27 protein-coding genes are annotated in these 26,386 nt (G+C 64.7%); 3 read left to right on the top strand and 24 right to left on the bottom strand.

All coding sequences use genetic code 11. The features are described from left to right. Positions 1 to 213: 213 nt before the first annotated feature. The 8 genes from urtE to B6V74_RS08290 all read right to left on the bottom strand — a co-directional run bounded on the left by urtE (position 214) and on the right by B6V74_RS08290 (position 8,421). A complete protein-coding gene (urtE, locus tag B6V74_RS08325; protein ID WP_088722638.1) occupies positions 214 to 909 on the bottom strand; it encodes an urea ABC transporter ATP-binding subunit UrtE in 696 nt (231 codons plus the stop codon). A gap of 16 nt (positions 910 to 925) precedes the next feature. Next, a complete protein-coding gene (urtD, locus tag B6V74_RS08320) occupies positions 926 to 1,696 on the bottom strand; it encodes an urea ABC transporter ATP-binding protein UrtD (protein ID WP_088722506.1) in 771 nt (256 codons plus the stop codon). Next, entirely contained in the window at positions 1,693 to 2,916 is a 1,224-nt protein-coding gene (gene urtC, locus B6V74_RS08315; protein ID WP_088722505.1) for an urea ABC transporter permease subunit UrtC, read from the bottom strand. Before urtC ends, urtD begins: the two co-directional genes overlap by 4 nt. Positions 2,917 to 3,010: 94 nt before the next feature. Further along, complete coding sequence (gene urtB / locus B6V74_RS08310) at positions 3,011 to 4,993, bottom strand: urea ABC transporter permease subunit UrtB (protein WP_088722504.1); 1,983 nt, start codon at positions 4,991 to 4,993, stop codon at positions 3,011 to 3,013. A 58-nt stretch (positions 4,994 to 5,051) separates the two neighbouring features. Further along, complete coding sequence (gene urtA / locus B6V74_RS08305; RefSeq protein WP_168173055.1) at positions 5,052 to 6,332, bottom strand: urea ABC transporter substrate-binding protein; 1,281 nt, start codon at positions 6,330 to 6,332, stop codon at positions 5,052 to 5,054. A 291-nt stretch (positions 6,333 to 6,623) separates the two neighbouring features. Continuing rightward, positions 6,624 to 7,250, bottom strand: a complete 627-nt coding sequence (gene ureG, locus B6V74_RS08300; protein ID WP_088722503.1) for an urease accessory protein UreG — start codon at positions 7,248 to 7,250, stop codon at positions 6,624 to 6,626. Between the two features lie 9 nt (positions 7,251 to 7,259). Next, complete coding sequence (locus tag B6V74_RS08295; RefSeq protein ID WP_088722502.1) at positions 7,260 to 7,898, bottom strand: urease accessory UreF family protein; 639 nt, start codon at positions 7,896 to 7,898, stop codon at positions 7,260 to 7,262. Continuing rightward, complete coding sequence (locus B6V74_RS08290; protein WP_088722501.1) at positions 7,891 to 8,421, bottom strand: urease accessory protein UreE; 531 nt, start codon at positions 8,419 to 8,421, stop codon at positions 7,891 to 7,893. The genes B6V74_RS08295 and B6V74_RS08290 overlap by 8 nt, the downstream gene beginning before the upstream one ends. A 67-nt stretch (positions 8,422 to 8,488) precedes the next feature. Here B6V74_RS08290 and B6V74_RS08285 point away from each other — a divergent pair, with 67 nt between their 5' ends. Further along, positions 8,489 to 8,839 carry a hypothetical protein gene (locus B6V74_RS08285; RefSeq protein ID WP_088722500.1) on the top strand — a complete coding sequence of 117 codons (351 nt, stop codon included), beginning with the start codon at positions 8,489 to 8,491 and terminating at the stop codon, positions 8,837 to 8,839. Between the two features lie 8 nt (positions 8,840 to 8,847). Here the strand turns inward: B6V74_RS08285 and ureC are convergent, their stop codons facing one another. The 7 genes from ureC to B6V74_RS08250 form a co-directional block, all read right to left on the bottom strand. After that, positions 8,848 to 10,554 carry an urease subunit alpha gene (gene ureC / locus B6V74_RS08280; RefSeq protein ID WP_088722499.1) on the bottom strand — a complete coding sequence of 569 codons (1,707 nt, stop codon included), beginning with the start codon at positions 10,552 to 10,554 and terminating at the stop codon, positions 8,848 to 8,850. Continuing rightward, positions 10,554 to 10,859, bottom strand: a complete 306-nt coding sequence (locus B6V74_RS08275) for an urease subunit beta (RefSeq protein WP_078548026.1) — start codon at positions 10,857 to 10,859, stop codon at positions 10,554 to 10,556. The genes ureC and B6V74_RS08275 overlap by 1 nt, the downstream gene beginning before the upstream one ends. Before the next feature lie 4 nt (positions 10,860 to 10,863). Beyond that, complete coding sequence (locus tag B6V74_RS08270; protein WP_075776944.1) at positions 10,864 to 11,043, bottom strand: hypothetical protein; 180 nt, start codon at positions 11,041 to 11,043, stop codon at positions 10,864 to 10,866. A 59-nt stretch (positions 11,044 to 11,102) separates the two neighbouring features. Continuing rightward, positions 11,103 to 11,405: an urease subunit gamma gene (locus B6V74_RS08265; protein ID WP_075776945.1), complete on the bottom strand. Its 303-nt coding sequence runs from the start codon at positions 11,403 to 11,405 to the stop codon at positions 11,103 to 11,105. Positions 11,406 to 11,414: 9 nt separating this feature from the next. Next, complete coding sequence (locus B6V74_RS08260; protein ID WP_346425920.1) at positions 11,415 to 12,200, bottom strand: urease accessory protein UreD; 786 nt, start codon at positions 12,198 to 12,200, stop codon at positions 11,415 to 11,417. A 177-nt stretch (positions 12,201 to 12,377) separates the two neighbouring features. Then, positions 12,378 to 12,839, bottom strand: coding sequence for an Lrp/AsnC family transcriptional regulator (locus B6V74_RS08255; protein ID WP_075776947.1), 462 nt, complete (start codon positions 12,837 to 12,839; stop codon positions 12,378 to 12,380). Continuing rightward, positions 12,836 to 13,294 (bottom strand): Lrp/AsnC family transcriptional regulator, encoded by a 459-nt coding sequence (locus B6V74_RS08250; protein ID WP_075776948.1) that lies wholly within the window; start codon positions 13,292 to 13,294, stop codon positions 12,836 to 12,838. Before B6V74_RS08250 ends, B6V74_RS08255 begins: the two co-directional genes overlap by 4 nt. Positions 13,295 to 13,323: 29 nt before the next feature. Here B6V74_RS08250 and ilvC point away from each other — a divergent pair, with 29 nt between their 5' ends. Continuing rightward, positions 13,324 to 14,442 carry a ketol-acid reductoisomerase gene (ilvC, locus tag B6V74_RS08245; protein WP_276206150.1) on the top strand — a complete coding sequence of 373 codons (1,119 nt, stop codon included), beginning with the start codon at positions 13,324 to 13,326 and terminating at the stop codon, positions 14,440 to 14,442. 64 nt (positions 14,443 to 14,506) lie between these two features. On the opposite strand, the gene B6V74_RS08240 is transcribed toward ilvC, so the two are convergent. Further along, positions 14,507 to 15,112 carry a hypothetical protein gene (locus B6V74_RS08240; protein WP_088720095.1) on the bottom strand — a complete coding sequence of 202 codons (606 nt, stop codon included), beginning with the start codon at positions 15,110 to 15,112 and terminating at the stop codon, positions 14,507 to 14,509. A 159-nt stretch (positions 15,113 to 15,271) separates the two neighbouring features. Here B6V74_RS08240 and B6V74_RS08235 point away from each other — a divergent pair, with 159 nt between their 5' ends. Continuing rightward, positions 15,272 to 15,664 carry a hypothetical protein gene (locus tag B6V74_RS08235; RefSeq protein WP_088722497.1) on the top strand — a complete coding sequence of 131 codons (393 nt, stop codon included), beginning with the start codon at positions 15,272 to 15,274 and terminating at the stop codon, positions 15,662 to 15,664. A gap of 80 nt (positions 15,665 to 15,744) precedes the next feature. Here B6V74_RS08235 and glmM read toward each other — a convergent pair whose 3' ends face one another. From glmM to B6V74_RS08195, 8 genes are all read right to left on the bottom strand, one after another. Continuing rightward, entirely contained in the window at positions 15,745 to 17,088 is a 1,344-nt protein-coding gene (glmM, locus tag B6V74_RS08230) for a phosphoglucosamine mutase (protein WP_088722496.1), read from the bottom strand. Then, complete coding sequence (gene folP, locus B6V74_RS08225) at positions 17,085 to 18,104, bottom strand: dihydropteroate synthase (protein WP_088722635.1); 1,020 nt, start codon at positions 18,102 to 18,104, stop codon at positions 17,085 to 17,087. The genes glmM and folP overlap by 4 nt, the downstream gene beginning before the upstream one ends. 40 nt (positions 18,105 to 18,144) lie before the next feature. Continuing rightward, positions 18,145 to 19,065, bottom strand: a complete 921-nt coding sequence (locus tag B6V74_RS08220) for a dihydroneopterin aldolase (protein WP_075776953.1) — start codon at positions 19,063 to 19,065, stop codon at positions 18,145 to 18,147. 123 nt (positions 19,066 to 19,188) lie between these two features. Further along, positions 19,189 to 19,869, bottom strand: a complete 681-nt coding sequence (locus B6V74_RS08215; RefSeq protein WP_075776954.1) for a cell wall hydrolase — start codon at positions 19,867 to 19,869, stop codon at positions 19,189 to 19,191. A gap of 256 nt (positions 19,870 to 20,125) precedes the next feature. Next, on the bottom strand, positions 20,126 to 22,666 hold the full coding sequence (locus B6V74_RS08210) for a putative PEP-binding protein (RefSeq protein WP_088720091.1): 2,541 nt from the start codon (positions 22,664 to 22,666) through the stop codon (positions 20,126 to 20,128). A gap of 165 nt (positions 22,667 to 22,831) precedes the next feature. Continuing rightward, positions 22,832 to 24,892, bottom strand: coding sequence for a glycine--tRNA ligase subunit beta (gene glyS / locus B6V74_RS08205; protein ID WP_088722495.1), 2,061 nt, complete (start codon positions 24,890 to 24,892; stop codon positions 22,832 to 22,834). Position 24,893: 1 nt separating this feature from the next. Continuing rightward, a complete protein-coding gene (locus tag B6V74_RS08200; RefSeq protein WP_088722494.1) occupies positions 24,894 to 25,370 on the bottom strand; it encodes a DUF6446 family protein in 477 nt (158 codons plus the stop codon). After that, the gene (locus B6V74_RS08195) at positions 25,367 to 26,314 is read right to left on the bottom strand and encodes a glycine--tRNA ligase subunit alpha (protein ID WP_088722493.1); all 948 of its coding nucleotides are present in this window, start codon (positions 26,312 to 26,314) and stop codon (positions 25,367 to 25,369) included. Before B6V74_RS08195 ends, B6V74_RS08200 begins: the two co-directional genes overlap by 4 nt. Between the last annotated feature and the right edge of the window lie 72 nt (positions 26,315 to 26,386).

Here is a 26,386-nt window from a genome sequence, read left to right as displayed (position 1 = left end):
AGGGCGAGTCGGGCAAGCGATGAAATGACACCCCCCTTCAGCGCCGCCATGGCGACCTGGCGTCGACTGCCCCGGGGTCGCGCCCATCCTCCCCACGGGAGCGCGCGATTTAGATGCCGCGCGAGCATGACCAAATTGCAGGCATCAAAGCGAAAGCAGCAAGCGGCGAAGCTGTCAAAACGCCTATCCGACGCTCGGACGCCGCCCGCCGCCTCAGACGCTCACTACCTCGCGCAGCGCCTCGCGGGTGAGCGTCTCCTTCGTGCCCTCCATTGCGACCGCGCCGCGTTTGAGCACGTAGAAACTATCGCCCAGATCATGCGCGAAGTCGAAATACTGCTCTACCAGCACGATCGCCATATCCCCCTTTTCGCGCAGGTAGGAAATCACCCGCCCGATCTGCTGGATGATGTTGGGCTGGATGCCCTCGGTCGGCTCGTCCAGCAGCAGTAGCTTCGGCTTCATCAGCATCGCGCGAGCTATGGCGAGCTGCTGCTGCTGCCCGCCCGAGAGATCCCCGCCCCGGCGATTGAGGAAGTCCTTCAGGATCGGGAACAGCTCGTAAATCTCGTCGGGAATGACATGCTCGGATTTCGGCAGACAGGCGAAAGCCGTCTCCATATTCTCGCGCACCGTCAACAGCGGGAAGATCATCCGGCCCTGCGGCACGTAACCCAGACCCGCCTTCGCCATCGCCTGTGGCGGCACGCGCCCCATCTCCGCGCCATCCAGCGTAACAGACCCGCCCGAGCGCAGATGCGTCCCGGAGATCGCCTTCAGCAGCGAGGTCTTGCCCACCCCGTTGGTGCCCATGATGCAGGTCACCTCACCCGCACGCGCCACCATGTCGATCCCGTGCAGGATCTGGCTGCCGCCGTAGTGAAGCGTCAGCCCCTCGGTATTCAGCATCGCGGGTTTTGTCAGATCAGCGGCCAAGATACACCTCGATCACGCGTTTGTCGGCGGTCACATGGTCGAGCGAACCTTCCGCCAGAACCGACCCCTCATGCAGCACCGTCACCTTGCAGTTCAGACGGCGGACGAATTCCATGTCATGCTCGACCACGACCACCGCATGATCGCGAGCCAGATCGACCAGAAGCGCGGTCGTCTGCTCGCGCTCGGCCAAGGTCATCCCGGCGGCGGGCTCGTCGACCAGCAGCAGCTTCGGCTCCTGCGCCAGGAGCATCCCGATCTCCAACCATTGCTTCTGCCCGTGGCTCAGCTCGCCCGACTTGCGCGGCAGCTGATCGGCGAGGCCCACCTGCGCCGCGATCTCCTCGACGCGCGCCCGATCGGCAGCCCCCGCCTTCCAGCCCAGCACCGCGAAAGGGTTGCGATTGGCCTTGAGCGCCATCATCAAGTTCTCGGTGACGGTCTGATCCTCGAAGACGGTGGGCTTCTGAAACTTCCGCCCGATCCCGATCCGCGCGATCTTCGCCTCGTTGAGCCGCAGCAGGTTGGTCGAACTTTCGCCCCACAGCACCGAGCCCTCGTCGGGCCGCGTCTTGCCGGTCACGATATCCATGAATGTCGTCTTGCCTGCCCCGTTCGGCCCGATCACCGCGCGCAACTCGGACGGGCCGATATTGAAGCTCAGGTTGTTGATCGCCTTGAACCCGTCGAAGCTGACGGAGATGCCCGAGACCTCCAGCAGGGTCTGCGCTCCCGCCCCCGGTTTGACCGCGACATTCATTCCTGCGCCTCCTCTTCCCGGAACGAGCCCTTGTCGGGGCCAAGCGGCGCGCCATGGCGGTTCGGGCGGCGGATGCCTTCGAAGAGATCGATCAGTCCCGACAGCCCTTTCGGTGCGAACAAGGTCACCAGCACGAAGGCGAGCCCCAACAGCACCTGCCACCAATCGACCCAGTCGATCGTGTAGAAGCCCAGCGGCAGATCGGGGACGCGGCCGCCGGTGAACCAGCTCGAGACGATGGAGACGAAGGCCGCCCCCATTACCGCACCATAAAGCCGCCCGCGCCCGCCGATAGCGACCCAGACCGCGAGGTAGATCGAGGCGATGGGCGCCATCTCGCCCGGATTGATGATCCCCGCCTGCGGGTAATAGAGCGCGCCCGCGACGGCCGCGATCACCGCCGTCAGGGTGAAGACGAACAGCTTGTAGCCTTCGACCGAATAACCAAGAAAGCGCACCCGCGCCTCGTCGTCGCGAATGCCGCGAATGACCGAGCCGAACTTGCCCGAGACGATCAGCGACGCCGCGATATAGCCAAGCGCGAGCGCAATCGCCGACGCCCAGAGGAACCAGATCGACAGATGATCCTGCCCCGCGCTCACGCCGGGAATGTTCTGCAACCCCGAAAGCCCGTTATTGCCGCGCAGCCCGCTCTCGTTCTGGAAGAGGTAAAGCGACAGCGCCAGCGTCATCGCCTGCGTCAGGATCGACAGATACACGCCCGTCACACGTGAGCGAAACGCGAGCCAGCCGAAGATCAGCGCCAAGAGCCCCGGCACCAGCACCACGAACAAAAGCTGCATCGGCAGGTTGCCCGCGAAGGTCCAGATCGCGGGTAGATCGGACCCGCCCACCACGCCGAAGATCTGCGTGCCGATTGCGTCATTCACCTCCTGCGGTGTCATCGGGAACTCGCCCGCCGATTTCAGGACGATGTCGCGGGTGCGCTCGTACATCAGCCACATGCCGATCATGTAGCCGCCCAGCCCGAAGAAGGCGAAATGGCCGAGCGACAGAATGCCCGTATAACCCCAGACCAGATCCATCGCGATGGCGATCAGGCACAGGCACAGCGTCTTGCCCAGCGTCTTGACCATCGAGGTCGAGATAGCGCCCGGCCCGTAGGCATGGGAGAGCAAAGTGACCCCCAGCGTGAAGACCGCAAGGATCAGCAGGAACCACAATACGGACGGGTTCTTGGCGAGAAATCCGGATTTCATGCGCGAACCTCCGATGTTGCGGCGAGGGTTTCGCACCCCCGCGCCCCCGCGGGATATTTGGACCAAGAGGAAGGGAAAGCGGTCTGTCTCATGCTCAATCCCCCGCGGCCCGGCCCTTGAGCGCGATGATGCCGCGTGGACGGAACTGGATGAAGATGATGATAAAGAGGATCATGTAGGTCTGGGCCGCGAGCGTATTCGACGGGTTCAGCCATTCGATGCCCTTCTGCAGCACGCCGATCAGGGTCGCGCCCGCGAGCGTGCCGAAGATCGAGCCGACGCCGCCGACCACGACCGTCATGAAGCTCTGAACGATATAGTCCTGCCCCATCTCGGAGGTGACTTTCGCGAAAAGCCCGATGGCCACGCCCGCAATCCCGGCAATACCTGACCCAAACCCGAAAGCCAGCATGTTGATCCGGTCCGGGTTTATCCCCATCGAAGCCGCCATCGAGGGGTTCTGCGTGACCGCGCGGACCTCCAGCCCGAGGCGCGTCTTGCGCATCACCCAGAGATAGAGGGCGAGGAACACCAGCGCGAGCACGAAGATCGCGATCCGGATATAGCTGATCGAGACGACATCGTTGAGTGTCCACGCCCCCTCCAGCCACGGCGGCGAAGTCAGAGGACGGGCCTGCGTCCCGAAGATATTCTTGAACAGCTGCTGCAGCGCGATGGAGATGCCGAAGGTGGCCAGCAGCGTCTCTAGCGGGCGTTTGTAAAGATAACGGATCACCAGCCGCTCCATCGCGACGCCCGCGCCGAAGGTGATGGCGAAGGCCAGCGGCAGCGCGATCAGGATCGATAGCGTATAGTCGGGCACGAAGAGCTGCACGACATAGCCGGTATAGGCCCCCATCGTGATGAACTCGCCATGCGCCATGTTGATCACGCCCATCACCCCGAAGGTGATCGCAAGCCCGATGGCGGCGAGGAAATAGATCGAGGCGAGCGATAGCGCATCGAGACCGAGATCGACCGTCTGCATCCCAGCCACCGTGCGGCTCACGCGGGTCAGCGCGGCCTCGGCGGCGGCGGTCACTTCCGGGTCTGGCTCGGCATAGATATCGGCGAATTGGTGATCGGCGACCAGTGCCTCGGCCTCGGCATCGGTCAGGCGCTGCGGCACCTCTCCGGCGGCGGCCAGCGTCGCATAGGCTTCTTCGCGCTTGGCGGGATCGGCCATCGCGGCAAGCGGCAGTCCGCCCACCTGACCATCCTTCACATGCGCGGCCAGAGCCTGCTGCATCTCGGAGGCCGAAATCCGCGCCGGCGCCATATCGGCCGAGACCAGCATCGCATAGGCCTCGTCTTCGGAAATATCGCGGCCCGGCTTGAGCGTCTTGGCGACATTGCCCTCGGGCGCGCCTTCAAAGACCTTGCGGGTCGTCGCCACCAGAGGGTTCAGCGTGGCACGGAAATCCAGCCCCAGATCGGCCCCGAAACTGTCGATCGCGGCGACGCGCTCCTCGGCATCCTTGCCGAAGCGGATCGTCAGCAAACGCTCCAGACGCTGCTTCTCCGCCTTGATCGAAGGGTCGGGCTCGTCGGGGATCGAGGCGCGCAGGGGCTCCAGATGCGACGCCTCGCCGTTACGGTCGATCGCGGTCAGCGCCTCGCGGCGTTTCTTCGGATCGGGATCGCTGAGCAGGAACCGCACCAGCGCCACGCCGATCTCGGCGCGCACGCCGGAATTGGGCTTCACCTCGTCGATATCGGATTTCGGCGCGGTGCCCGCAGGCTCTCCGGTGACCGGATCGCTCAGTTGGTATTCGCTGCCGGATTTCTTCACGATGAAGAAGGAGCCGTCGCTTTCGCGCAGCCCGACGCGCTTGTCGGCCCAGGCCTGCAGGAAGCGCGAGGCCCCCTCGCCCGAAGCAGCGATTGCCTCGATCACCGGGCCGATGGTGCGGCGCGACGGCTTGGCGACCTGCTTGGCATAGTCCTGAAGAACGGCGCGCAGCCCGAACGTCTCGCTTTGCGTGGCCTCCGCCTGCGGCGCGCTGCCCGCGTCCTGCGCCAGCCCGGGCACGGCCAGTGCCAGAACAATCCCGAGCGCGATCAAAAACTTGCGCATCCCGTCCCCTTAGGATGAAACGGCCGGGAGAGGCGCACCCCTCCCGGCCAAGATACGATCAGTAGTTCGATTTCTTCTGAACGCAGGTTTCGGTCTCGGTGTTGTACATGCCGCAATCGAGCCCCGGCCAATCAGACTTGAGTACCGCCGATTCCGGCAGGAAGTCGGTCCACGCGTCGCCCGGCACCGGATCGGTCTGGCTGATGATGTCGAACTGACCGTCTTCCTGAATTTCGCCGATCAGTACCGGCTTGGTCAGGTGGTGGTTCGGCAGCATCTTCGCGGTGGAGCCGGTGAGGTTCGGGAACTCCTGTCCCGGCATCGCAGCGATGACCTTGTCGACGTCAGTGGAGCCGACCTGCTCGACCGCCTGCACCCACATGTTGAAGCCGATATAGGTGGCTTCCATCGGGTCGTTCGTCACGCGGCTGTCGTCGCCGGTAAATTCGTGCCACTGCTTGATGAAGGCCGCGTTCTCGGGCGTGTCGGCGCTCTCGAAGTAGTTCCAGGCGGCCAGCTGACCGACAAGGTTCTTGAGATCGGCGTCGCCGAGACCGGACAGCTCCTCTTCGCCGACCGAGAAGGCCACGACGGGGATATCCTCGGCGGTGATGCCGGAGGCTGCGAGTTCCTTGTAGAAGCCGATATTCGCGTCGCCGTTGATCGTCGAGATCACGCCGACCTTCTTGCCGTCCGCGCCGAGCGCCTTCACGTCGGAGACGATCTTCGACCAGTCCGACTGACCGAAGGGGGTGTAGTTCACGAAGATATCTTCCTTCGCGATGCCCTTGTCCTGCAGGTAGGCTTCGAGAATGTTGTTCGTGGTGCGCGGATAGACATAGTCCGTGCCCAGCAGCGCGAATTTCTCGACGCCAAGCTCTTCGAGGAAGTAATCGACCGCCGGGATCGCCTGCTGGTTCGGGGCAGCGCCGGTATAGAACACGTTGCGCGAGCTTTCCTCGCCCTCGTATTGCACCGGGTAGAACAGCAGGCCGTTGAGTTCCTCAAGGACCGGCAGCACCGATTTCCGCGACACGGACGTCCAGCAGCCGAAGATCACGTCGACCTTGTCCACGGTGATCAGCTCGCGCGCTTTTTCCGCGAACAGCGGCCAGTCCGAGGCCGGGTCGACCACGACCGCCTCAAGCATCTTGCCGTTGATGCCGCCTTTCTTGTTCTGCTCCTCGACCAGCATCAGGACCGTGTCCTTGAGCGTGGTTTCCGAGATCGCCATCGTGCCCGATAGCGAGTGCAGGACGCCCACCTTGATCTTGTCGTCTTCCTGCGCGAAGGCGAGGCCCCCGCTCATCGAGATGGCCCCGGCCAGCGCCGCGGACATCATCAGTTTACGCCGATTGATCATTTCATTTCCCTCGTTCACGTCAGCCCCGCGCGGCCCTTCAAGGGCTCATTCTGCGGGTGCCGAACCTCCACTATTGCCACCGGTCTCGGGACATCCCATCGACCCCGCGCCACACATCAAGGCGCCTCCGACATCCAAACCCTCACGCTGCAGCGCGGCAAAAAATTCCGGCACCGCGCAGCAAAAAACCCGCCGGTTGGGCGGGTCTGCCGAAGTTTTCGCACAAATTCTGTCTTTTCGCCCAATAGATGGGCGAATGTTTCGCGGTCAGGCTGGAATCGGCTTCAACGCCAATCCGCCCTCACGCTCGAGAAACGCGACGACCTCGTCGATGCCCGCGCCTTGGCGCAGCCGCGCCATCACATAGGGTTTGCTTCCCCGCGCGGCCTGCGTATCCGCCTCGAGCTGCGCCAGATCGACGCCCACATGCGGCGCGAGGTCCACCTTGTTCACCACCAGAAGATCGGACTTGGTCAGCCCCGGTCCGCGTTTGCGCGGGATATCCTGCCCCGCCGCCGTGTCGATCACGTAGATCGTCAGATCGGCCAGTTCCGGCGAGAAGGTCGCGGCCAGATTGTCGCCGCCGCTCTCAATCAGCACCAGTTCCAGATCGGGGAGCTTCGCGGTCAGATCGGCGATGGCCGCGAGGTTGATCGACGCATCCTCGCGGATCGCCGTATGCGGGCAGCCGCCCGTCTCGACGCCGCGAATACGCTCGCCCGGCAGCACCTGCGCGCGCATCAGTGCCTCTGCATCCTCGCGCGTATAAATATCGTTCGTCACCACCGCCATCGACACGCGCGCGGCCAAGGCCCGCGCCAGTTGCTCGGTCAGCGTGGTCTTGCCCACGCCCACCGGTCCGCCAATTCCCACGCGCAAAGGTCCGTTGCCCATATCTTCACCTCAAGTCTTGAAGAGACGCACATCGAGCGTCTCGTGTTTCATGGCCGAAACCTCGGCGCGAAAGGCGCTGAAGCTCAGGTCCGTCAGTTCCGCCTGCGCCGCGCGTGCCGCGATCTCGGCGATTTTTCCGTGCAGGTCGCTCAAGACCGTCTGCCCGGCGATTTGTCCCAAAGGGACAAGTCTGACCGCTGCGGAGACTAGGTTCGAAGCGAAAGAATGTTGGAAAAGTGAAATCACCTGCTCCGCGGGAAGGTCCAGATCGCGCGCCGCTTCGGCCACGGCGACCGGCAGCACTCGCGGCGGCAGTTTGACGCCCCGCAACCCCGCCTGCGCCAGCGTGAAGGCGGCGCCCTGCTCCGCCGTCTCGCGCAGCCGCTCGGCCGAGCCCGCCATCGCACGTCCCAGCGCATCCAGCTCGTCGAGATCGCCGCCGCGCAGCCCGCAGGCCAGCAGCACCGCATCCGACCAGCCCGCGCCATGCTCCAGCACATCGCCCAGCCAAATCGCGAACGCCGCCGCATCCCCGATCTCGCCCGCGGCCACTGCCTGCTCAAGCCCATGAGAATAGGCGAACGCCCCGGTCGGAAAGGCCGGGGAGAGCCATTGCATCAGCGACAGGGGCGCGGTCGGATCAGGCATGGTCGTGATGGTGGTCGTGGCCGTGCGAATGGTCGTGGTCATGCGAATGGGAATGCCCAGGGCCATGCGAATGCCCGTGTTCATGCCCCATCGTGCGCCCCATCCCATAGGCGCCACCCTCGGGCTGGAAGGTCTCGACCGCGGACGCGACCTCGGCCCCCAACTGCTTCAGCATCGCCTCCAGGACGTGATCGGCGCGGATCACCAGCCGGTCCGCCTCGATCTGGCACGGCGTGTGACGGTTGCCGATATGCCAGGCCAGCCGCGTCAGATCGCCCGTCACCACCAGCACCGGCTCCAGCGCCGGGCGCACCTCGATGAACCGCCCGTCTTCGAGCACGAAGGCCTCGCCGCCCGTCAGGTTCGTCACCTCCGGCAGGTCCACAAGAAACCCCGCGCCCGAGCCTGCGACCAGCCGCTTGCGGCGCAGGAAACGCCCCTCGTAATCCAGCGCCACATGGTCCACCGCCGCCTGCCACGCACCCTTGGGCGCCACTTTTTCAGCCTTGGGATAATCGCTCATTGTCTTGCACCCTTTAACGATTTCTCAAACCTCCCGCCGCAGCATGCTAGCAGCGAAGGAGATTTCGATGTTCCATCATTGCTTCGACCCACGCGCCCCCGCGGACGAGCTGGCCCAGATCCGCGCCCAGATCGCGCGATTGCGACGCCGCGAGGCCGAACTGCGGGAGGCTTACCTCACCCGGCCCGACATGCCCTGCCTCGGCCGCTGGACGAAGGTCGAGATCGTCACCAGCCGCCGCAAAGTATTCGAACCGCGCCTCCTGCCCCCCGAAATCCGCAACGATACGGCCTTTCAGCGCGAGAAGGTCACCCGCAGATTGCAAACGTCGCCGCACGAACCGGCGAGTTGCCTGCTCCCGGAACTCGTCGCGGAAGCGCCTGCCGACGCTGGGCTGCGCCTCGTATCCAGCCGCTGACCCCATCCTCAGAACAGGAAATACCGCTGCGCCAGCGGCAGAACCTCCGCCGGTTCGCAGGTCAGCAATTCGCCATCCGCACGCACTTCGTAAGTCTCGGGATGGACGTCGATCTCGGGCGTCGCAGCGTTGTGGATCATCTGCGCCTTGCCGATGCCGCGCGTGCCCTCGACGGCCAGCGTCTGTTTCTGGAGCCCAAGTCTCGCAGCCAGCCCGTTGGCTTGCGCCGCCTGACTGATGAAAGTGACCGAGCTTGCGTGCCGCGCCCCGCCAAGCGCCCCGAACATGTTGCGCGTGTAGAAAGGTTGCGCCGGGATCGAGCCGTTCGGGTCGCCCATCTGCGCCGAGACGATCGAGCCGCCAATCAGCACCATGTCGGGCTTCGCGCCGAAGAAGGCCGGGTTCCACAGCACCAGATCGGCGCGCTTGCCGACCTCGACCGAGCCGATATGCTGGCTCATACCGTGGGTAATCGCCGGGTTGATCGTGTATTTCGCGATGAACCGCTTCACCCGCACGTTGTCATTATCGCCCTGCTCTTCCGGCAGACGCCCGCGCTGCTTGCGCATCTTGTCCGCCGTCTGCCAGCAGCGGATGATCACCTCGCCCACGCGGCCCATCGCCTGACTGTCCGAGCTGATGATCGACATCGCGCCCATGTCATGCAGGATGTCTTCGGCCGCGATCGTCTCTTTCCGGATGCGGCTTTCCGCGAAGGCCACATCCTCGGGCACCTTGTTATCAAGGTGGTGGCACACCATCAGCATATCGAGGTGCTCTTCGATCGTGTTGCCCGTATACGGCCGCGTCGGATTCGTCGACGACGGGATCACGTTCGGCGCGCTCACCACCTTCAGGATGTCCGGCGCATGACCGCCCCCTGCCCCTTCGGTGTGGAAGGCGTGGATCGTCCGGCCCTTGATCGCGGCCAGCGTATTCTCGACGAAGCCGCTCTCGTTGAGCGTGTCGGTGTGGATCATCACCTGCACGTCCATGTCGTCGGCCACCGACAGGCAGCAGTCAATCGCGCCCGGCGTCGTGCCCCAATCCTCGTGCAGCTTCAGCGCCGCAGCACCGCCCTCGACCATCTCGACCAGCGCCTCGGGGCGCGAGGCATTACCTTTGCCTGACAGCGCGAGGTTGACCGGCAGCGCATCGAAGGCCTGCAACATCCGCGCGATATGCCACGGCCCCGGCGTGCAGGTCGTGGCCAGAGTGCCATGCGCAGGCCCCGTGCCACCGCCCAGCATCGTCGTGATGCCGGAGGCCAGCGCATCCTCGATCTGCTGCGGGCAGATGAAGTGAATATGAGCGTCGAACCCGCCCGCGGTCAGGATTTTTCCTTCCCCGGCAATGACTTCCGTGCCCGGCCCGATGATGATGTCGACATTCGGCTGGGTATCCGGATTGCCAGCCTTGCCGATCGCCGCGATCTGCCCATCCTTCAGGCCGACATCCGCTTTGTAGATCCCCGAATGATCCACGATCAGCGCATTGGTGATCACCGTATCGACCGCGCCGCCCGCGCGGGAGACCTGGCTCTGCCCCATGCCGTCGCGGATCACCTTGCCGCCGCCGAACTTGACCTCCTCGCCATAGGTGGTCAGGTCGCGCTCGACCTCGATGATCAGATCGGTGTCGGCGAGCCGCACCCGGTCGCCGGTGGTGGGGCCGAACATATCGGCATAGGTGCTACGCGAGATCGAAGCCGGCATCAGAGCGCCCCCATAACTTTCTGATTGAATCCATAGACTTCACGCGACCCGCGATAGGGCACCAGCCGCACTTCGCGACTCTGGCCCGGCTCGAACCGCACCGCCGTTCCGGCCGCAATGTCCAGCCGGTAACCGCGTGCGGCGTCCCGGTCGAATTCCAACCCCGGATTGGTCTCCGCGAAATGGTAATGCGAGCCGACCTGCACCGGTCGGTCGCCGGTATTGGCGACCATCAGCGTGATCGCCTCGCAGCCCTCATTCAGCGTGATCTCGCCCACAGCGGGCAGGATTTCTCCGGGGATCATCGGCTCACTCCTTGTTGCGGCGCAGCGCGCGCGCCAATTCCGGTCCGACATAGGCGACCACTGCGAGCGCAAGCAGCCCGATCAGCGGACCGTCGTGGAAAAACCATGTGCTTCCCGCGCCGTGGCCGGGATGGGCCAGTGCGGCTGTGGGGGCGAGGACGGCGAGTGCAGCTACAAATTTCATCGGACGGCCTTTCATTAGCAGAACTTATTTTGGATCGGTCTGTATAAGCTGAACTTATCTCAGCGGATCGGATGATGGACGGTGACGAGCTTCGTCCCGTCCGGGAAGGTCGCTTCGACCTGAATGGAATGGATCATCTCGGGGATGCCCTCCATGCATTGATCGGCCGAGATCACCCCTGCCCCCGCCTCCATCAGATCGGCGACGGAGCGGCCCTCGCGGGCCCCCTCGACGACGAAATCCGAAATGATTGCAATGGCTTCCGGGTGATTGAGCTTCACGCCGCGTTCCAGCCGGTTGCGCGCGACCATCGCGGCAACGCTGATCAGCAGCTTGTCCTTTTCCCTCGGTGTCAGGTTCATCGTATTTCCTCAGATCTGCCACACGCGCGGCGCCGCTTGGTCGCGCCGCAACGCATTGAAAAGTCGTAGAATTTGTCGCCGCATCGGCCAGCCGTCCTGCGCGAGCAGACGAATGACGCATTTGCCGTCGAAGCCCGAAGCCGCTCCCTCGACGCCCGGCTCATCGAGCACCGCGCGCAGGGGCTCCACCGCGTCTTCCGCGCCTTGCCGACACAGAACGAGCGTCGCAAAAGCACGGGCCTCTCCCAGAACGGCGCTTCGGCCCCCCTTTGCCAAAATGTCGGAATTCAACAAGAAGGGCTCGAAAAACACTGGCTTTCCGGCGCGTTCGATCCGGCGCATGTCGAAAAACTGTAAGTCCCGCACCTGCTCGCCCATCGCGGCCCGGCCCAGCACCACTGCCTCGAGCATCAGGCAGGACGCATTGGAGGCCAGCGAGATCGTCGTGTCGCGGGCCAGCTTCGCGCGGTCGAAGAGGATCGTCTCCTGCGGCAGCCAATCCAGATGGCAGCCGGAGCCGACACTGTGCCGCACCTCAACCTGCGCAGGCCCATCGTCGGCGCGATAGGCACGCTCGGCGGCTTGTGTCGTCGCGACGAGCATTGCGCCCGCGTCCAGTTCGGTTTCGTAGGACAGCGTATCGCCAGAGGTCAAACCACCGGAAGTATTCAGGAAAACCACCTCCGGCAAACCGGGAACGCGCGGCAGAATGGCCTTGGCAGACCCGCTTTGGTGCAATCCGGTCAGCCGCGCGCCGGAAAAGCCGGCCCGCGCCGCGCCGCGCGAACGCTGCATCCGGACGGCAGATTTGGTCTGAAGCTTCGCGTCGAACATCGGTCCCTCCGCTTCGATCCAAGACCGCGGCAACGGGGCGGTCCATGCCCTGCACGCGCAGATCCGGCTTTGATCGATGCGGAGCGACGGCCGTGCCTATTTGGCGCGCAGTTCGCCCCTTTTTTAAGCCAATATGAATCAGCCCAAGGGACCGGGGCGGCGTTCCTCGCTGAGGAGCACATTCGCCTCCACCTGACCGACCCCGGGCAAGGTCATGATACGACGCCGCAGGACCCGCTCAAAGTCAGGCAGATCACGGGCGGTGACGCGTAGCCGGTAATCAAAAAGCCCGAGGACGTGTTGCACGAGCTGCACCTCTGGGATCGCGGTGACCGCGCGCTCGAAATCCTCGAGGCTGACGCGGCCCTTCGCCGCGAGTTTCACGCCCAGAAACACCGTCACCCCGAAGCCAAGCGCCTCGGGATCGACGATCACGCGCCGGCCGGCGATGACTCCCGCCTCCTGCATGCGACGGATTCGCCGCCATGTCGCGGGCTGCGAGAGGCCAAGCTTGCGGCCCAGAGCGCCCGCACTTTGCGTGGAATCGCGACTCAGCGCGCGCAGCAACTGGCGGTCCAGATCGTCGAGATCGAGGCTCATATCGGCAGCTCCGCGCTGGACTTGATCGTCGCGATGAGCATCAGCGCGTCGAGTTCGGAGATATGCGGCAGGGTCAGGATGCGATTGCGGTAAATCTCCTGATAATGCGCCATGTCGCGGGCGATCACCTGCAGGCGCATATCGGTGGAACCGAGGAAGCTCTGGATTTCAATAACTTCGGGAACCTCGCGCGCGGCGGCGATGAATTCGTCGAAGGCGCGCGGATTGGTTTTGTCCAAGGTGAAGCGCAGAGACACCTCGACCGCCCAGCCGAGAGCGTGCCAGTCGATCAGCGCCTCTTCGCCACGGATCACGCCCCCTTCGCGAAGCTTCTCGATCCGGCGCCAACAGGTCGCGGGCGTCACGCCTGCGCGTTCGGCCAGTTCGGCAGAAGGAAGCCCCGGCTCCGCCATCATCTGACGCAATATCCGGCGGTCCGTATCGTCAATCTGCATGAATTTTCCGATATTGTCTAAGTGTGCGAATGAATTTTACCCGCTTTAGCGAATATTCTCAACTTCTGAACGCATATTCGCGAAGAACCTCCTATTCTCACACTCAGACAAAAAGGAGGAACGCCATGCGCGTCTATTATGATCGCGATTGCGATGTGAACCTGATCAAGGACAAGAAAGTCGCCATTCTCGGCTACGGCTCGCAGGGCCACGCACACGCGCTGAACCTGCGCGACTCGGGCGCGAAGAACGTGGCCGTTGCGCTGCGTGACGGCTCGCCCTCGAAAGCGAAAGCCGAAGCCGAAGGCCTGCAGGTTATGGGCATCGCCGAAGCGGCTGCCTGGTGCGATGTGATCATGTTCACCATGCCCGACGAACTTCAGGCCGAGACCTACAAGAAGTATGTCCATGAGAACCTGAAAGAAGGCTCGGCGATCGCGTTCGCCCACGGCCTGAACGTTCATTTCGGCCTGATCGAGCCGAAGCCCGGCATCGACGTGATCATGATGGCGCCGAAAGGCCCGGGTCACACCGTGCGCGGCGAATACACCAAGGGCGGCGGCGTGCCCTGCCTCTTCGCGGTCGAGAATGACGCGACCGGCAAGGCGCAGGACATCGCGCTGAGCTACTGCTCGGCCATCGGTGGCGGCCGCTCGGGCATCATCGAGACCAACTTCCGTCAGGAATGCGAAACCGACCTGTTCGGCGAGCAAGCGGTTCTCTGCGGCGGCCTCGTCGAGCTGATCCGCATGGGCTTCGAGACCCTCGTGGAAGCCGGTTACGAGCCGGAGATGGCCTATTTCGAGTGCCTCCACGAAGTGAAGCTGATCGTCGACCTGATCTATGAAGGCGGCATCGCGAACATGAACTACTCGATCTCGAACACGGCCGAATACGGCGAGTATGTCTCGGGTCCGCGCATCCTCCCCTACGAGGAAACCAAGAAGCGCATGAAGGACGTCCTGACCGACATCCAGACCGGCAAGTTCGTGCGTGACTTCATGCAGGAAAACGCGGTCGGCCAGCCCTTCTTCAAGGCGACCCGTCGCATCAACGACGAGCACGAGATCGAGCAAGTCGGCGAGAAGCTTCGCGCCATGATGCCCTGGATCTCCAAGGGCAAGATGGTCGACAAGTCGCGCAACTGATCTGCACGGCTTCCACGAAGTCGAACCTCCGGCCTAAGTGCCGGGGGTTCTTTTTTTCGCCGGGTTACACCCAGTAGCTCGCGCCATTGGCCATGTTCATCGTCACGCCCCAGGCGAGGTAGAAGAGCCACGCGCCGGTCAGGAGCTGGAACACGCCGCCGGTTTTCTCCGCCGCCTCGCTATTGGTCCAGCGGGCGCCCAGCTCGGCGAGATAGATCAGCATCAGGCCGATGAAGAGGATCGCGGCCGGGATGTCGCCATTGCCCCAGAACGAGATGGTGCCCATCGCGCTCAGCCCGAACAGCGGAATCGCCATCCACGCCTCCGGCCCGGGATCGGAATGGGTGTAGCGTCGCAGGCCGATGACGAACCAGTGGATGCCGTAGAGAGAGAACGCGACCGCCGCCATGTAAAGCGGGGCCGCGTTGGCGAAGACCGGGAACCAGGTCAGGCCGATCATCAGATAGATGCCGGTCAGAAGCTGCCCGAAGCCACCGAGGAAGATGCCCCAGAGGCCCAGGGTTCGTTCCTGCGCCAGCGGGTCACCCGACCAGCTCGGCCCATTGGCGACGGCCGCACCGCCCTGAACGAAATAGTTGATCGAGAGGGACAGGAAGCCGACTGCGAGCGGCCAGAAATCGGATGTGGGAAATAAGGACGATTGGTCCATGACGCGCCTCCATAAATTTCGTCCCTCCACTGCCCCAAGGCGGCGGAAAGCCTTGAAGTTCAGTCACGTTTTGGTCACTTCAGGCGCGACCGCGGCAGCGCGCCGCCTTGCGGGGCCACGGCGTTCTTGTCACAGTTCCGCGAATTGAAAGGGAAGCAGATGGCCGGACCCGACCACGACGAACTCGAAGCGATCTTCGAGGAGCGCGCAAAATTCTTCACCCCGAAATGGTTCGGCGATCTCTTCGCCGGACGGCTCGCGCCGGGAGATACGTTCTGGGCTGGCAATTACGGACCCGCGCTGGTGGTGGTGCCGCTGATCGTGATCCTGGCATTGTTCACCGCACTGATCTCGCCGGGCCATCTTGGCGGGTTCTTCGGAAGCTTCGCCGTGGCGGCCGGGATCTACCGGATCGCGGTGCTGGTCGGGCTCATCCGTTCGGTCTGGCGCGCGGAGGCGGGTCCGACATTCTGGCGGTGGGCGGGCGTGCTCTGGACCGTGTTCGAAGCGGTTGCCCTGATCTGGCTGGGGCTGGACCTCTTCGGCCAGTAAGCAAATGGGGGCGCGACGCCCCCTAATTCGCTCTTCCAATATATCCCCGGGGGCGGTCGCAGGCCGGGGGCAGCCCCCCCTTAGGCGGTTTCGGCCTCGACGGCGGCGACGATGCTGTCGACCGTCGCTTCCAGAAGCGTTTCGTCCTCGCATTCCGCCATCACGCGGATCAGCGGTTCGGTCCCCGACTTCCGGATCAGCAACCGGCCCTGACCGTTCAGGCGGGTCTCCGCATCCAATATCGCTTTTGCAACATTATCGGCGCTCAAAGGCTCCTGCCCCGCCTGATACCTTACGTTTTTCAACATTTGCGGCACGGTCTCGAATTGCCGCACAAGGTCGGAGGCGCGCTGACCTGTCTCGACCATCGCGGCGAGGAATTGCAGCCCTGCCATCAGCCCGTCGCCTGTCGTGGCGTAGTCGGTCATCACGATATGGCCCGACTGCTCGCCGCCCAGGTTGAAGCCGCCCTCACGCATCCGCTCGACCACGTAGCGGTCGCCGACCTTGGTGCGCTCGAGCCGCAGCCCCTCGGCCTCTAGGAAGCGCTCCAGCCCGAGATTGGACATGACGGTCGCCACCAGCGCGCCGCCCGAAAGCTGCCCCGACTGCGCCCAGCGTTTCGCGAAGAGCGCCATGATCTGATCGCCATCCGCGACATGGCCGGTTTCGTCGATGATCATTACCCGGTCGGCATCGCCGTCGAGCGATATCCCGAGATCGGCGCCATGCGCCACCACGGCCTCGGCGCAGGTGCTGACATGGGTCGAGCCGCATCCGTCATTGATGTTGCGCCCGTCGGGCGAGACGCCCACGGGGATCACCTCGCAACCCAATTCCCAAAGCACGTCCGGCGCCGCACGATAGGCCGCCCCGTTGGCGCAATCGACGACCACTTTGAGGTCGGGTTTGCGCAGCTTCGGGAAGGTGGTCTTGGCATATTCGACATAGCGCCCAAGACCATCGTCGATCCGCTTGGCGCGACCGATATTCTCGGGGCGCGCGAGCCGGATCTCGGTGTCGAGCATCGCCTCGATCTTGGTCTCGGCCTCGTCGCTGAGCTTGAACCCGTCGGGGCCGAAGAACTTGATCCCGTTATCCTTGGCCGGGTTGTGGCTGGCGGAGATCATGATGCCCATATCCGCGCGCATCGAGCGGGTCAGGTAGCCCACGGCGGGCGTCGGCACCGGGCCGAGCAGCAGCACGTTCATCCCCGTCGAGGTCAGGCCCGCGGTCAGCGCGTTCTCGAACATGTAGCCCGAGAGCCGCGTGTCCTTGCCGATCACGACGCGGTGGCCGCGTGAGTCGTCCTGCCGGAAATAGCGGCCCGCCGCAGCGCCCAGTTTCAGCGCCATCTCTGCGGTCATGTGCCCGGAATTGGCCTCGCCGCGCACACCATCGGTACCGAAAAGCTTCCTGCTCATTCCTCGAATCCTCTCTTGATCGCGTCCCAGAGACGGATGGCTTGGGCGATCTCGGCCACATCGTGGACGCGGTGAATCTGGATGCCTTGATCGAGCCCGGCGAGTGTCACCGCCAGCGTACCGGGCGCGCGCTGATCGGCCTCTTCCGCGCCGCCCACGGCCCCGATGAAGCGTTTGCGCGATACGCCGAGCAGGACAGGGCAGCCCAGCCCGTGAAACAGGCTGAGTCCACGGATCAGGGCAAGGTTGTGCTGCGCGGTCTTGCCGAAGCCGATGCCGGGATCGGCGATGATCGCCTCGCGTGCGATGCCGTAATCCTCGGCCAGCGCGATGCGGTCCTCGAGGTAGTCGTAGACGTCGAGCAGCACATCCGTGTAGCGCGGATCGTCCTGCATCGTCTCGGGCAGGCCCTGCGCGTGCATCAGGCAGATCGGCGCGCCGGAGACCTGCGCGACCTCGACCATCGCCGGATCGAATTCCATCGCGGAGACGTCGTTGAGCATCGCGGCCCCGGCCTCCAGCGCCTGATCGGCAACCAACGATTTGCGGGTGTCGATGGATATCGGCGCGTCGAAATCTGCATCGCGCAGCGCGGCGATCACGGGTGCGGTGCGGGCGATCTCTTCGTCCTCCTCCACCTCGGTCGCGCCGGGACGTGTCGACTCGCCGCCGATATCGAGAATGTCCGCGCCCGACTTGCGCAAGTCGAAGGCGCGTTCGATCGCGGCGTCCTCGACGTCGAAGCGCCCGCCATCGGAGAAGCTGTCAGGCGTGACGTTCAGGATGCCCATGATCCGCGGCGCATCGAGCGTGATCCCGGCGACCGAGGTGCGCGGATTGCACAGCCGCTCCATCACCTCTTCGGGCAGATGGGCCGCGGGTATGATCTCGGGCTCGCCGTCGCGGCGTAGAAGCTCCACCTCGTCGAACCAGCACCACCCCCCCGCGAGGGTCAGTGCCGTGTCTGGACGGGCGGAGTCGGTTCGGGCGATCGGGCGATAGTAGAGCTTCTCCATACGCTCCATTCACCCGATTGCGTGCGAGAGTTCAAGACGTTCAGAGCGGGCGCGTCTCTACCGGCACGCGGCTTCCTGCCGGGGCTGAAACAGTCCCGTGAAGTTCCAGCCGGGTCGCGGCCATCTGCTCGGCCAGCCAGAGCGCCAGCGCCATCGCGTCGCGGGCGGGGCTTTTCGGACCGTCGGTTGCGTCCAGCACGATCTTGGAGGGCGCCCAGACGACCATCTGGCCGTGGCGCATCGCCCAGTCGATCTCGGTGCGCGTCGCCACCACGACGCAGCGCGGATCGCGCGCAGCAAGACGCCAGGCGTTCTGCTCGATCGCGAGAAGGTCGATGCGGCGCTGCGTTGGTCCCTGCCCGCTTTCGGGAACCTCTCCGTCAGGGAGCCCCACCGCGAGGATGACCGGGTGGCCCGCCTCCTGCAGCACGTCGAGCCGCGCCGACAGGTCCGGCGAGTCGATGGCCGCGTTCGAGAGATAGGCGACGATCGGGTGCAGGCTTTCCTCCACCCCGCTCGCGTCGATGCTTTTCACCGGGACGGAGGCGCGGGAGCGCACGATCTCGACGCCGAGCGCGCCGGGGCCGCGGTCGAGCTTCTCGATCCGCACGAAGACGCGCATCGCCTGCGGGCTCGCGAGGATGCGCTCCGCCACGCCGGCGGCGAGCGTCTCCAGAAGGTTCACCCGCTCTTCGGCCAGCTCCGCCGCGATCGCCTCGGTGATACGGTCGTAGGACAGGATGCGGTCCACATCGTCCTCGAGCGGCTCCGGCGTCGGCCGAACCTCCACCACGACATTGAATTGCAGACGTTGCGTATGGCCGCGCTCCTGCTGGAAGGCGCCGATATCGGCCTCCACCACATGGTCGCGCAGCGAGATGCGATCCCGGGGATCGGTGGGCGCAGATGCGGCCGCCCGCGCTTCGGGATGCGAGAAGGCGAGGGAAATGTCGGAACTCATGCGCGCCTCGGGAATTTTTCAGTCATGTCGAGCAAGTCGAGCATAGGAAAAGGGCGGACCGAAGCCCACCCTCAACCGTCGTTTCATCGCCTGCCCGCGACTCGGGCCTCCGAAGACGCGGCCTCAGTTCGAGGCGGTGCGCACCGGGTTGGCGTAGAAGATGTGATGGCCGATCGACGCGGTCTTCGCAAAGCGGCGCGACCAGCTCGGGCGTACCGCGCGGGTATGGAAGTACGTCGCCCCTTCGGTCAGCGAGCGCGGCGCGCCGTCGATCATCGCCCGGGCGACTTTCGCGACCTCGGCGAAGGCCCCCTTGTTGTGGACCGTATCGGCGCGACCGTCGCAGTACCAGCTGAACTGGCACGCGCGCGAGTTGCCCTGATGGACGACGCCGCAAATCGAGCCGGGGAAGCGCGGATCGTCGACACGGTTCAGGATGACCTCGGCGACGGCCTGCTGGCCCTTCACGCTTTCTCCACGCGCCTCGAAGTAAAGCGCCTGCGAGAGACATTCGAATTGTTTGTCGCCCTTCGCAGCGGGTTGCTCGGACAGCCATTTGGCAGAAAGGACATCCGGCAGAGTAGCATGCTTCTTGGACCGGGCCGGCGCCATCGTGAGCGCGGTGACCCGTCGTTTGTCGATCGCGCTCATCGCGGAGCGCTCCGTCCACAGAACCGACATCAGTCCTTGTTCGGCGACCTCAGTGGGGTCGTTCGACTGGCTTACCGTGACTTCGGCACGCAAGCCTCCGGCGAGGGCGAGGAGGATGACAGCACCCCCCGTCCAGCTTTTCAGCAGTGACATGGTTTTCTTCCGATAAGAACAATCGCCGCGCACCCCCCATTGAGCCGCGACGGCGCATCGCTTACCCGAGCGAGCTACCCATGTCTAGGTTTTCACGCAAATATGCGCAGCCCCCTGCGGAGCCACGGCGGATTCTTGCCAAAATGCACGGTGATTTGCGTGCTATGTCCCTCGTCAGTCGCATACCGCGATGAGCGCCGATTTGCCAATGGTATTTGAGAAAAACCGCCGAAATTCCGCCTCTGTGACATTACCTTTACGGAAAGGATCGTCCGCGCGGCGCCAAGAGTGCGAAATGGGCAGCGGCGAGACGGGCGACCGGCACCCGGAAGGGCGAACAGGAGACATAATCGAATCCCGCAGCCCGGCAGAAGGCGATTGATTCGGGGTTTCCTCCATGCTCTCCGCAGACCGAGATCGTGACATCGGGCCGGGCCGAGCGTCCGCGCGCGGCCCCGATCAGCAGCAACTCCCCCACCCCTTCGACGTCGAGAATGTGGAACGGGTCTTCCGCGTAGACCTGCTGGTTGACGTAGGTCGACATGAAGCGCCCCGCGTCGTCGCGTGAGAGGCCGTAGGTCATCTGTGTGAGGTCATTGGTCCCGAAGGACAGGAAAGCCGCGTGCTCGGCAATTTCGCCAGCGCGGAGCGCCGCCCGGGGCGTCTCCACCATCACGCCGAGGCGGTAGGTGAAGTCTGCTTTGGTCTCGGTGCGCACGGCGGCCGCCACGGCGTCGATGCGAGTCTTCACGATCTCCACCTCGCGCGAGGCGGAAACGAGCGGAATCATGATCTCCGGCACCACCTCGGCGCCCCGGCGGAGCGCCTCCACGGTCGCCTCGAAGATGGCGCGAGCCTGCATGTCGTAGATCTCGGGCACGGTCACGCCCAGACGCACGCCGCGCATCCCCAGCATCGGGTTGAACTCGGACAATGCCTCCACCCGGCGCGTGACCTCCGACAGCGGGCGATCCAACGCCTCGGCCAGTTCGCGCATCCCCTCGCGGTCATGCGGCAGGAATTCGTGCAAAGGCGGGTCGAAGAGGCGGATACAGACCGGCTCGCCCTTCATCAACTCGAACAGCGCCCCGAAATCGGCCCGCTGCATCGGTAGCAGCCGTTCGAGAGCGGCGCGGCGATCCTCCGGCCCGTCGGCGAAGATCATCTCGCGCATCACCGTCAGGCGGTCTTCGTCGAAAAACATATGCTCGGTCCGGCACAGCCCGATCCCGTCGGCCTCGAACATCAGCGCGGTGCGCGCGTCCTCGGGCGTGTCGGCATTGGCGCGGATACCGATGTCGCGCACCAGATCGGCCCAACTGAGAAGCGTGCGGAACCCGTCGTCGAGCGCCGGCGCCAACATCTCCGCCGCACCCACCAGCACCTCGCCATTGGTTCCGTCGAGCGTGATCGTGTCGCCCTCGCGGAACAACCGTCCCTTGGGGCCGCGGAACTGGCGCTCGCGGCTGTTGATCTCGATCTCGGCGCCGACGATGCAGGGCAGGCCCAGGCCGCGCGCGATCACCGCCGCATGCGAGGTCATCCCGCCGCGCTCGGTCAGCACGGCGACGGCCGCATGCATCCCGCGAATATCCTCGGGTGAGGTTTCGCGGCGCACGAGGATACAGGGCTCGTCGCGCGCAGCAGAGGCCTGCGCAGCCGCCGCAGAGAACACGATCTTGCCGGTCGCCGCCCCCGGAGAGGCCGCGATCCCGCGCGCGAGCACGTCACGCGGCGCGCGCGGATCGACCTGATAGTGCAGAAGCTCGGTGATGGCGCGCGGCTCGACGCGCAGCAGCGCATCCTCCCGCGAAATCACGTCGTCATTGGCCAAGGCTACCGCGATGCGAACAGCGGCGCGCGACGAGCGCGGCACCCGGACCGCGTCGATCACATGGACCTTGCCGCTCTCGATGGTGAACTCGATCTGCATCTCCTCGCGCAGCTTCACCCGGCAGCGCGCGCCGTAATCCTTCAGCGTGTCGAACACGCCGCTATCTGCCTCTTCCAGCGAGGCGCCGCGCGGGTCGCGCGTGAGATAGAGCGTCTCCACCGCGCTGGTGCGGCCCTGGCTCTGGCCGCGGAACCGCCCGGTGATCTGCGGCGCGCCGGTCACGCTGTCGACGAATTGCATCGTGCCCGAGCCCGACAGGCCCGGCCCTATCCCCAGCGCCATCTCTTGCACCAGAAGGCCCAGCACGGCGTCGGGCGGCGCGCCCTTGGCCTGCCGCAGGAGCCGCGCCGTCGTGCCTTCCCAGGCCCGCGCCATGGAGCGCAGCACCTCGGCCAGTTGCCGCGCGCCCGATTGCGGAAACCGCTCGTCGGTTTCTTCCTCATAGGCGTCCAGCGCCGCTTCCAATGCGCCCGGCCCCGGCTCCTGCTGGAACATGTCCGGGTCGAGCCGCGCGACATGGATCGAGTAGAGCTGCACGAAGCGAAGATAGAGCGCGTCGGCGGCCTCGGAGCCGTGCGTATTCGACAGCACCGCATGCATGTCGTCATTCATGCCGACATTGAGCACCGTGCCCGGCCCGCCCCATTCGGGATTTTCGGGGCTCGGTCGGACCGAGACCAGCATCTCCGGCCCGAAGCACTCCGCGATCGCGGTCATGTCGAAAACCTGCCCCGACGCGATCGCGCGCACCGTCTCGGCGGGCAGCGCGACGGTTTTCGGGACGGGAAGATCGAGCCGGATCAGCCGCTGAAGGCATTTCGCGCGCCAGCCGTGGCGTGCCTTATCGACCGACGCCGACGGCGCAAGGGTCACAAAATCAGCGTTTTCAACGGGTTTCTGCATCGCAGCGCGCCTTCTCTCTCGACGCAGGATAGGCTGATTCCCGCCTCTCGCAAGTGTGACATTCGGACAGAGGACGCGGCGTCACAGGACCACCCTGTTTCGGCCCTGCGACAGGAGGCGCCGTGCGGGCGCCTCCGGCGGGGATATTTACATCAAGAGGAAGGATCAGCCTTCGATCTTGGTGAGGTCGGCCACATCGAGACAGATCTGCCGGATGCGCGAAAGCAGGTTGAGACGGTTGCGCCGCAGGATCGGATTGTCGGCGTTGATCTGCACCGCCTCGAAGAAGGCGTCGATCGGCGCGCGCAAATCGGCCATGGCGGACATCGCAGCGGCGAAATCCTCTGCCTGCATTGCGGGGGCGATCTTGGCTTCGGCGGCGTCGAGCGCGGCGAAGAGGGCTTTTTCCTCGTCGGTTTCCGCGAATTTCGGATCGGCGCCGAAGCTGTATTCCACCCCGTCCTTTTCCTCGGCCTGCGTGAGGATGTTGTTCGCGCGCTTGAAGCCCTGGATCAGGTTCTCGCCGTCGTCGGTCTTGAAGAAGTCCGACAGCGCCTCGGCGCGCTTCACGACGAGGGTGAGATCGTCAGAGCCCGGCATGGCGAGCACGGCGTCGATCACGTCGTGGCGGATGCCCGCATCGCGCAGGTGGACCTTCAGGCGGTCGTGGAAGAAGGACATGAGGTCTGCGGTATCGGCCTCCGGATTACCCTTGGCAAAGACCGACTGAAGGCTCAGACGCAGACCATTCGCCAGCACCAACCGGATCACCCCCAGCGCGGCGCGACGCAGCGCGAAGGGATCCTTCGAGCCGGTCGGCTTCTCGTCGATCGCCCAGAAGCCGGTCAGCGTGTCGATCTTGTCGGCGAGCGCCACGGCGACCGAGACGGGCTCGGAGGGCACGTCGTCGGACGGGCCAAGCGGCGCGTAATGGTCGCGACAGGCATCGGCAACGGCGTCCGACAGCCCCGCCTTTTGAGCGTAGTAGCGGCCCATCACGCCCTGCAGCTCCGGGAATTCATAAACCATTTCAGAGCGCAGATCGGATTTGGCGACCCGGGCGGCCTCGGCGGCAAGGTCCGGCTTCGCGCCGACCAAGGGCGCGATTTCGCGCGCGAGGTTTTCGATCCGGCGGATACGGTCGCCTTGGCTGCCGAGCTTGTTGTGGAAGGTCACGGCGTCGAGCCCCGCGCCCATCCCTTCGAGCCCGTGCGCCTGAACGGTGCGCAGGTCGTTTTCCCAGAAGAACTTGGCGTCCGACAGACGCGCCGAGAGCACCTTCTGGTTGCCCGCGAGGATCGTCGCGCCGTGATCGGCGGTCTCGCGGTTGGCGACGGTCACGAAGCCCTCGATCCGACCGGTCTTGGGGTTCTTCACCGAGAAGAATTTCTGATGCTCTTTCATCGAGGTCTGCAGCACCTCGGGCGGCAGGTCGAGGAATTCGCCGTCGATCTCGCCCATCAGGGTGACAGGCCATTCGACGAGGCCCGAGACCTCGGCCAGAAGGCCCTTGTCCGGCACCACTTCCCAGCCCTTGGCGAAGGCCATTTGCGCGGCGTCGTGGTCGATCGCCTCGGCACGCTCATTGGGGTCGAGCATGACCTTGGCGGCTTTCAACTGCTTGGCGTAGCTCTCGTAGCCCGAGACCTGAAGCAGATCGGGCGCCATGAAGCGGTGACCGCGCGTCGTGTCGCCGGCCTTGATGCCGTCCACGTCGAGCGGCACGACGGTCGCGCCGGCCTCGTCGGTCAGGATCGCGAGGATCGAATTCAACGGGCGGACCCAGCGAAGGTTGCCCTCGCCCCAGCGCATCGATTTCGGCCAGGGGAAGTTGCGGATCGTCTTCTCCAGCACCTCGGCCACGATCTCGGTCGCGGGACGGCCGGGCTTTTCGATCACCGCGAAATAGACCTGCCCCTTCTTGTCGTCGCGCGCCTCGAGCTGATCCATCGTCAGCCCGGTCGAGCGCAGGAAGCCCTCGATCGCCTTCTCCGGCGCGTCGGTGCGCGGGCCCTTGCGCTCTTCGCGCAGGGTCGGCGAGTTGGCAGTCAGCCCCTCGACGGTCAGCGTCAGGCGGCGCGGGGTCGAGAAAGCGCCGGCGGAGGCATAGGTCAGACCCGCCTCGACGACGCCATCGGTGATCAGTTTCTTCAGATCCTCGCGGGCCTTGGGCTGCATCCGCGCGGGGATTTCTTCGGAGAACAGTTCAATCAGAAGATCGGGCATGTCATTTCTCCGCTTCGTCGTTCAGTTGGTGCCAGACATAGGCCCGGCCATCGGGATAAAGAGCCACGACCCGGTCGACGCCGGGGTGGATGTTGTGTTGCGACAGGAAGGCCACCGCGCGGCCTGCCTCGAGGTCGGCGCCGATGGTTTTCGCATCGTAGCAGTCGAACCATTTCGGGCCGATCAGCGGGGTCGGTCGGTCATAGACCTCATAGGTCTCGGTCGCCGTTGCGATCGACAGATCGGTGTCGAAGCAGGCGCGGTAGCGCAGGGGCGAGCTGTCCGCGTCGATCCCTTTGTAGCCTTCGGCGTCCAGCGGATCCTGCGTCGTGCCGTCCAGCTCCATCAGCGAGACTTTCGCCGCGTCGGAGCCCGGCGCGATCTCATCGTAATAACCGTATTCCTGCGAATAATAGACCACCGCGCCGAAGACGAGCGCGATCACCACGATGCCGCCTCCGATGAGTTTACCATTCACGCGACGGCCTCGCCGGTTTCGGTTTGGGAGGCCCCGCCTGCTTCGGTGAGCACGAAAGCGTCGGCGCACGCCTTCGCCAGCGCACGGACGCGGCCGATATAGGCCTGACGTTCGGTGACCGAGATCACGCCGCGCGCGTCGAGCAGGTTAAAGAGGTGGGACGCCTTGATGCACTGGTCATAGGCCGGGTGCGCCATGATGATCTTGCGGCCCGCGTCGTCGGTTTCAGGCGAGGCGAGGATGCGTTCGCATTCGGCCTCGGCATCCTCGAAATGGCGCAGCAGCGTCTCGGTATCGGCCACGTCGAAATTCCAGCGCGAATATTCCTGCTCGGTCTGGCGGAACACGTCGCCGTATTTCAGCGCGATCGGCGCGGACGGGTCGTTATAGGGCATGTCCATGACGTGATCGATGCCCAGCACATACATCGCCAGACGCTCGAGCCCGTAGGTCAGCTCGCCCGAGACCGGCTTGCAGTCATGGCCGCCGACCTGCTGGAAATAGGTGAACTGGCTGACTTCCATCCCGTCGCACCAGACCTCCCAGCCAAGCCCCCACGCGCCGAGCGTCGGGCTTTCCCAGTCGTCTTCCACGAAGCGGATATCATGCAATTCGGTGTCGATCCCGATCGCGCGGAGCGAGCCGAGATAGAGCTCCTGCAGGTCCGGCGGGCTCGGCTTGATGAGCACCTGATACTGATAGTAGTGCTGCAGGCGGTTCGGGTTCTCGCCATAGCGGCCATCGGTCGGACGGCGCGAGGGCTGGACATAGGCGGCCGCCCACGGCTTGGAGCCGAGCGCGCGCAGCGTCGTCGCCGGGTGGAAGGTGCCTGCCCCCACTTCCATGTCATAGGGCTGCATCACCGCGCAGCCTTTCGAGGCCCAATAGCTCATCAGGCGCAGGATGATTTCCTGAAAGGATTTCGGGGCGTCCGGGTTTGCCATATTTCGCACCTTCCGTTGAAGCGCCTTCTCTCTAGGCAAGGGGCGCGGGGGCGTCAACGCCCTGCAAGGGTT

The organism is Thioclava sp. F42-5 (assembly GCF_002213195.1).
Taxonomy (GTDB): Bacteria; Pseudomonadota; Alphaproteobacteria; order Rhodobacterales; family Rhodobacteraceae; genus Thioclava; species Thioclava nitratireducens.
The sequence above is the reverse complement of the archived record's forward strand: the minus strand, read 5'-3'. Positions and strand labels throughout refer to the sequence as shown.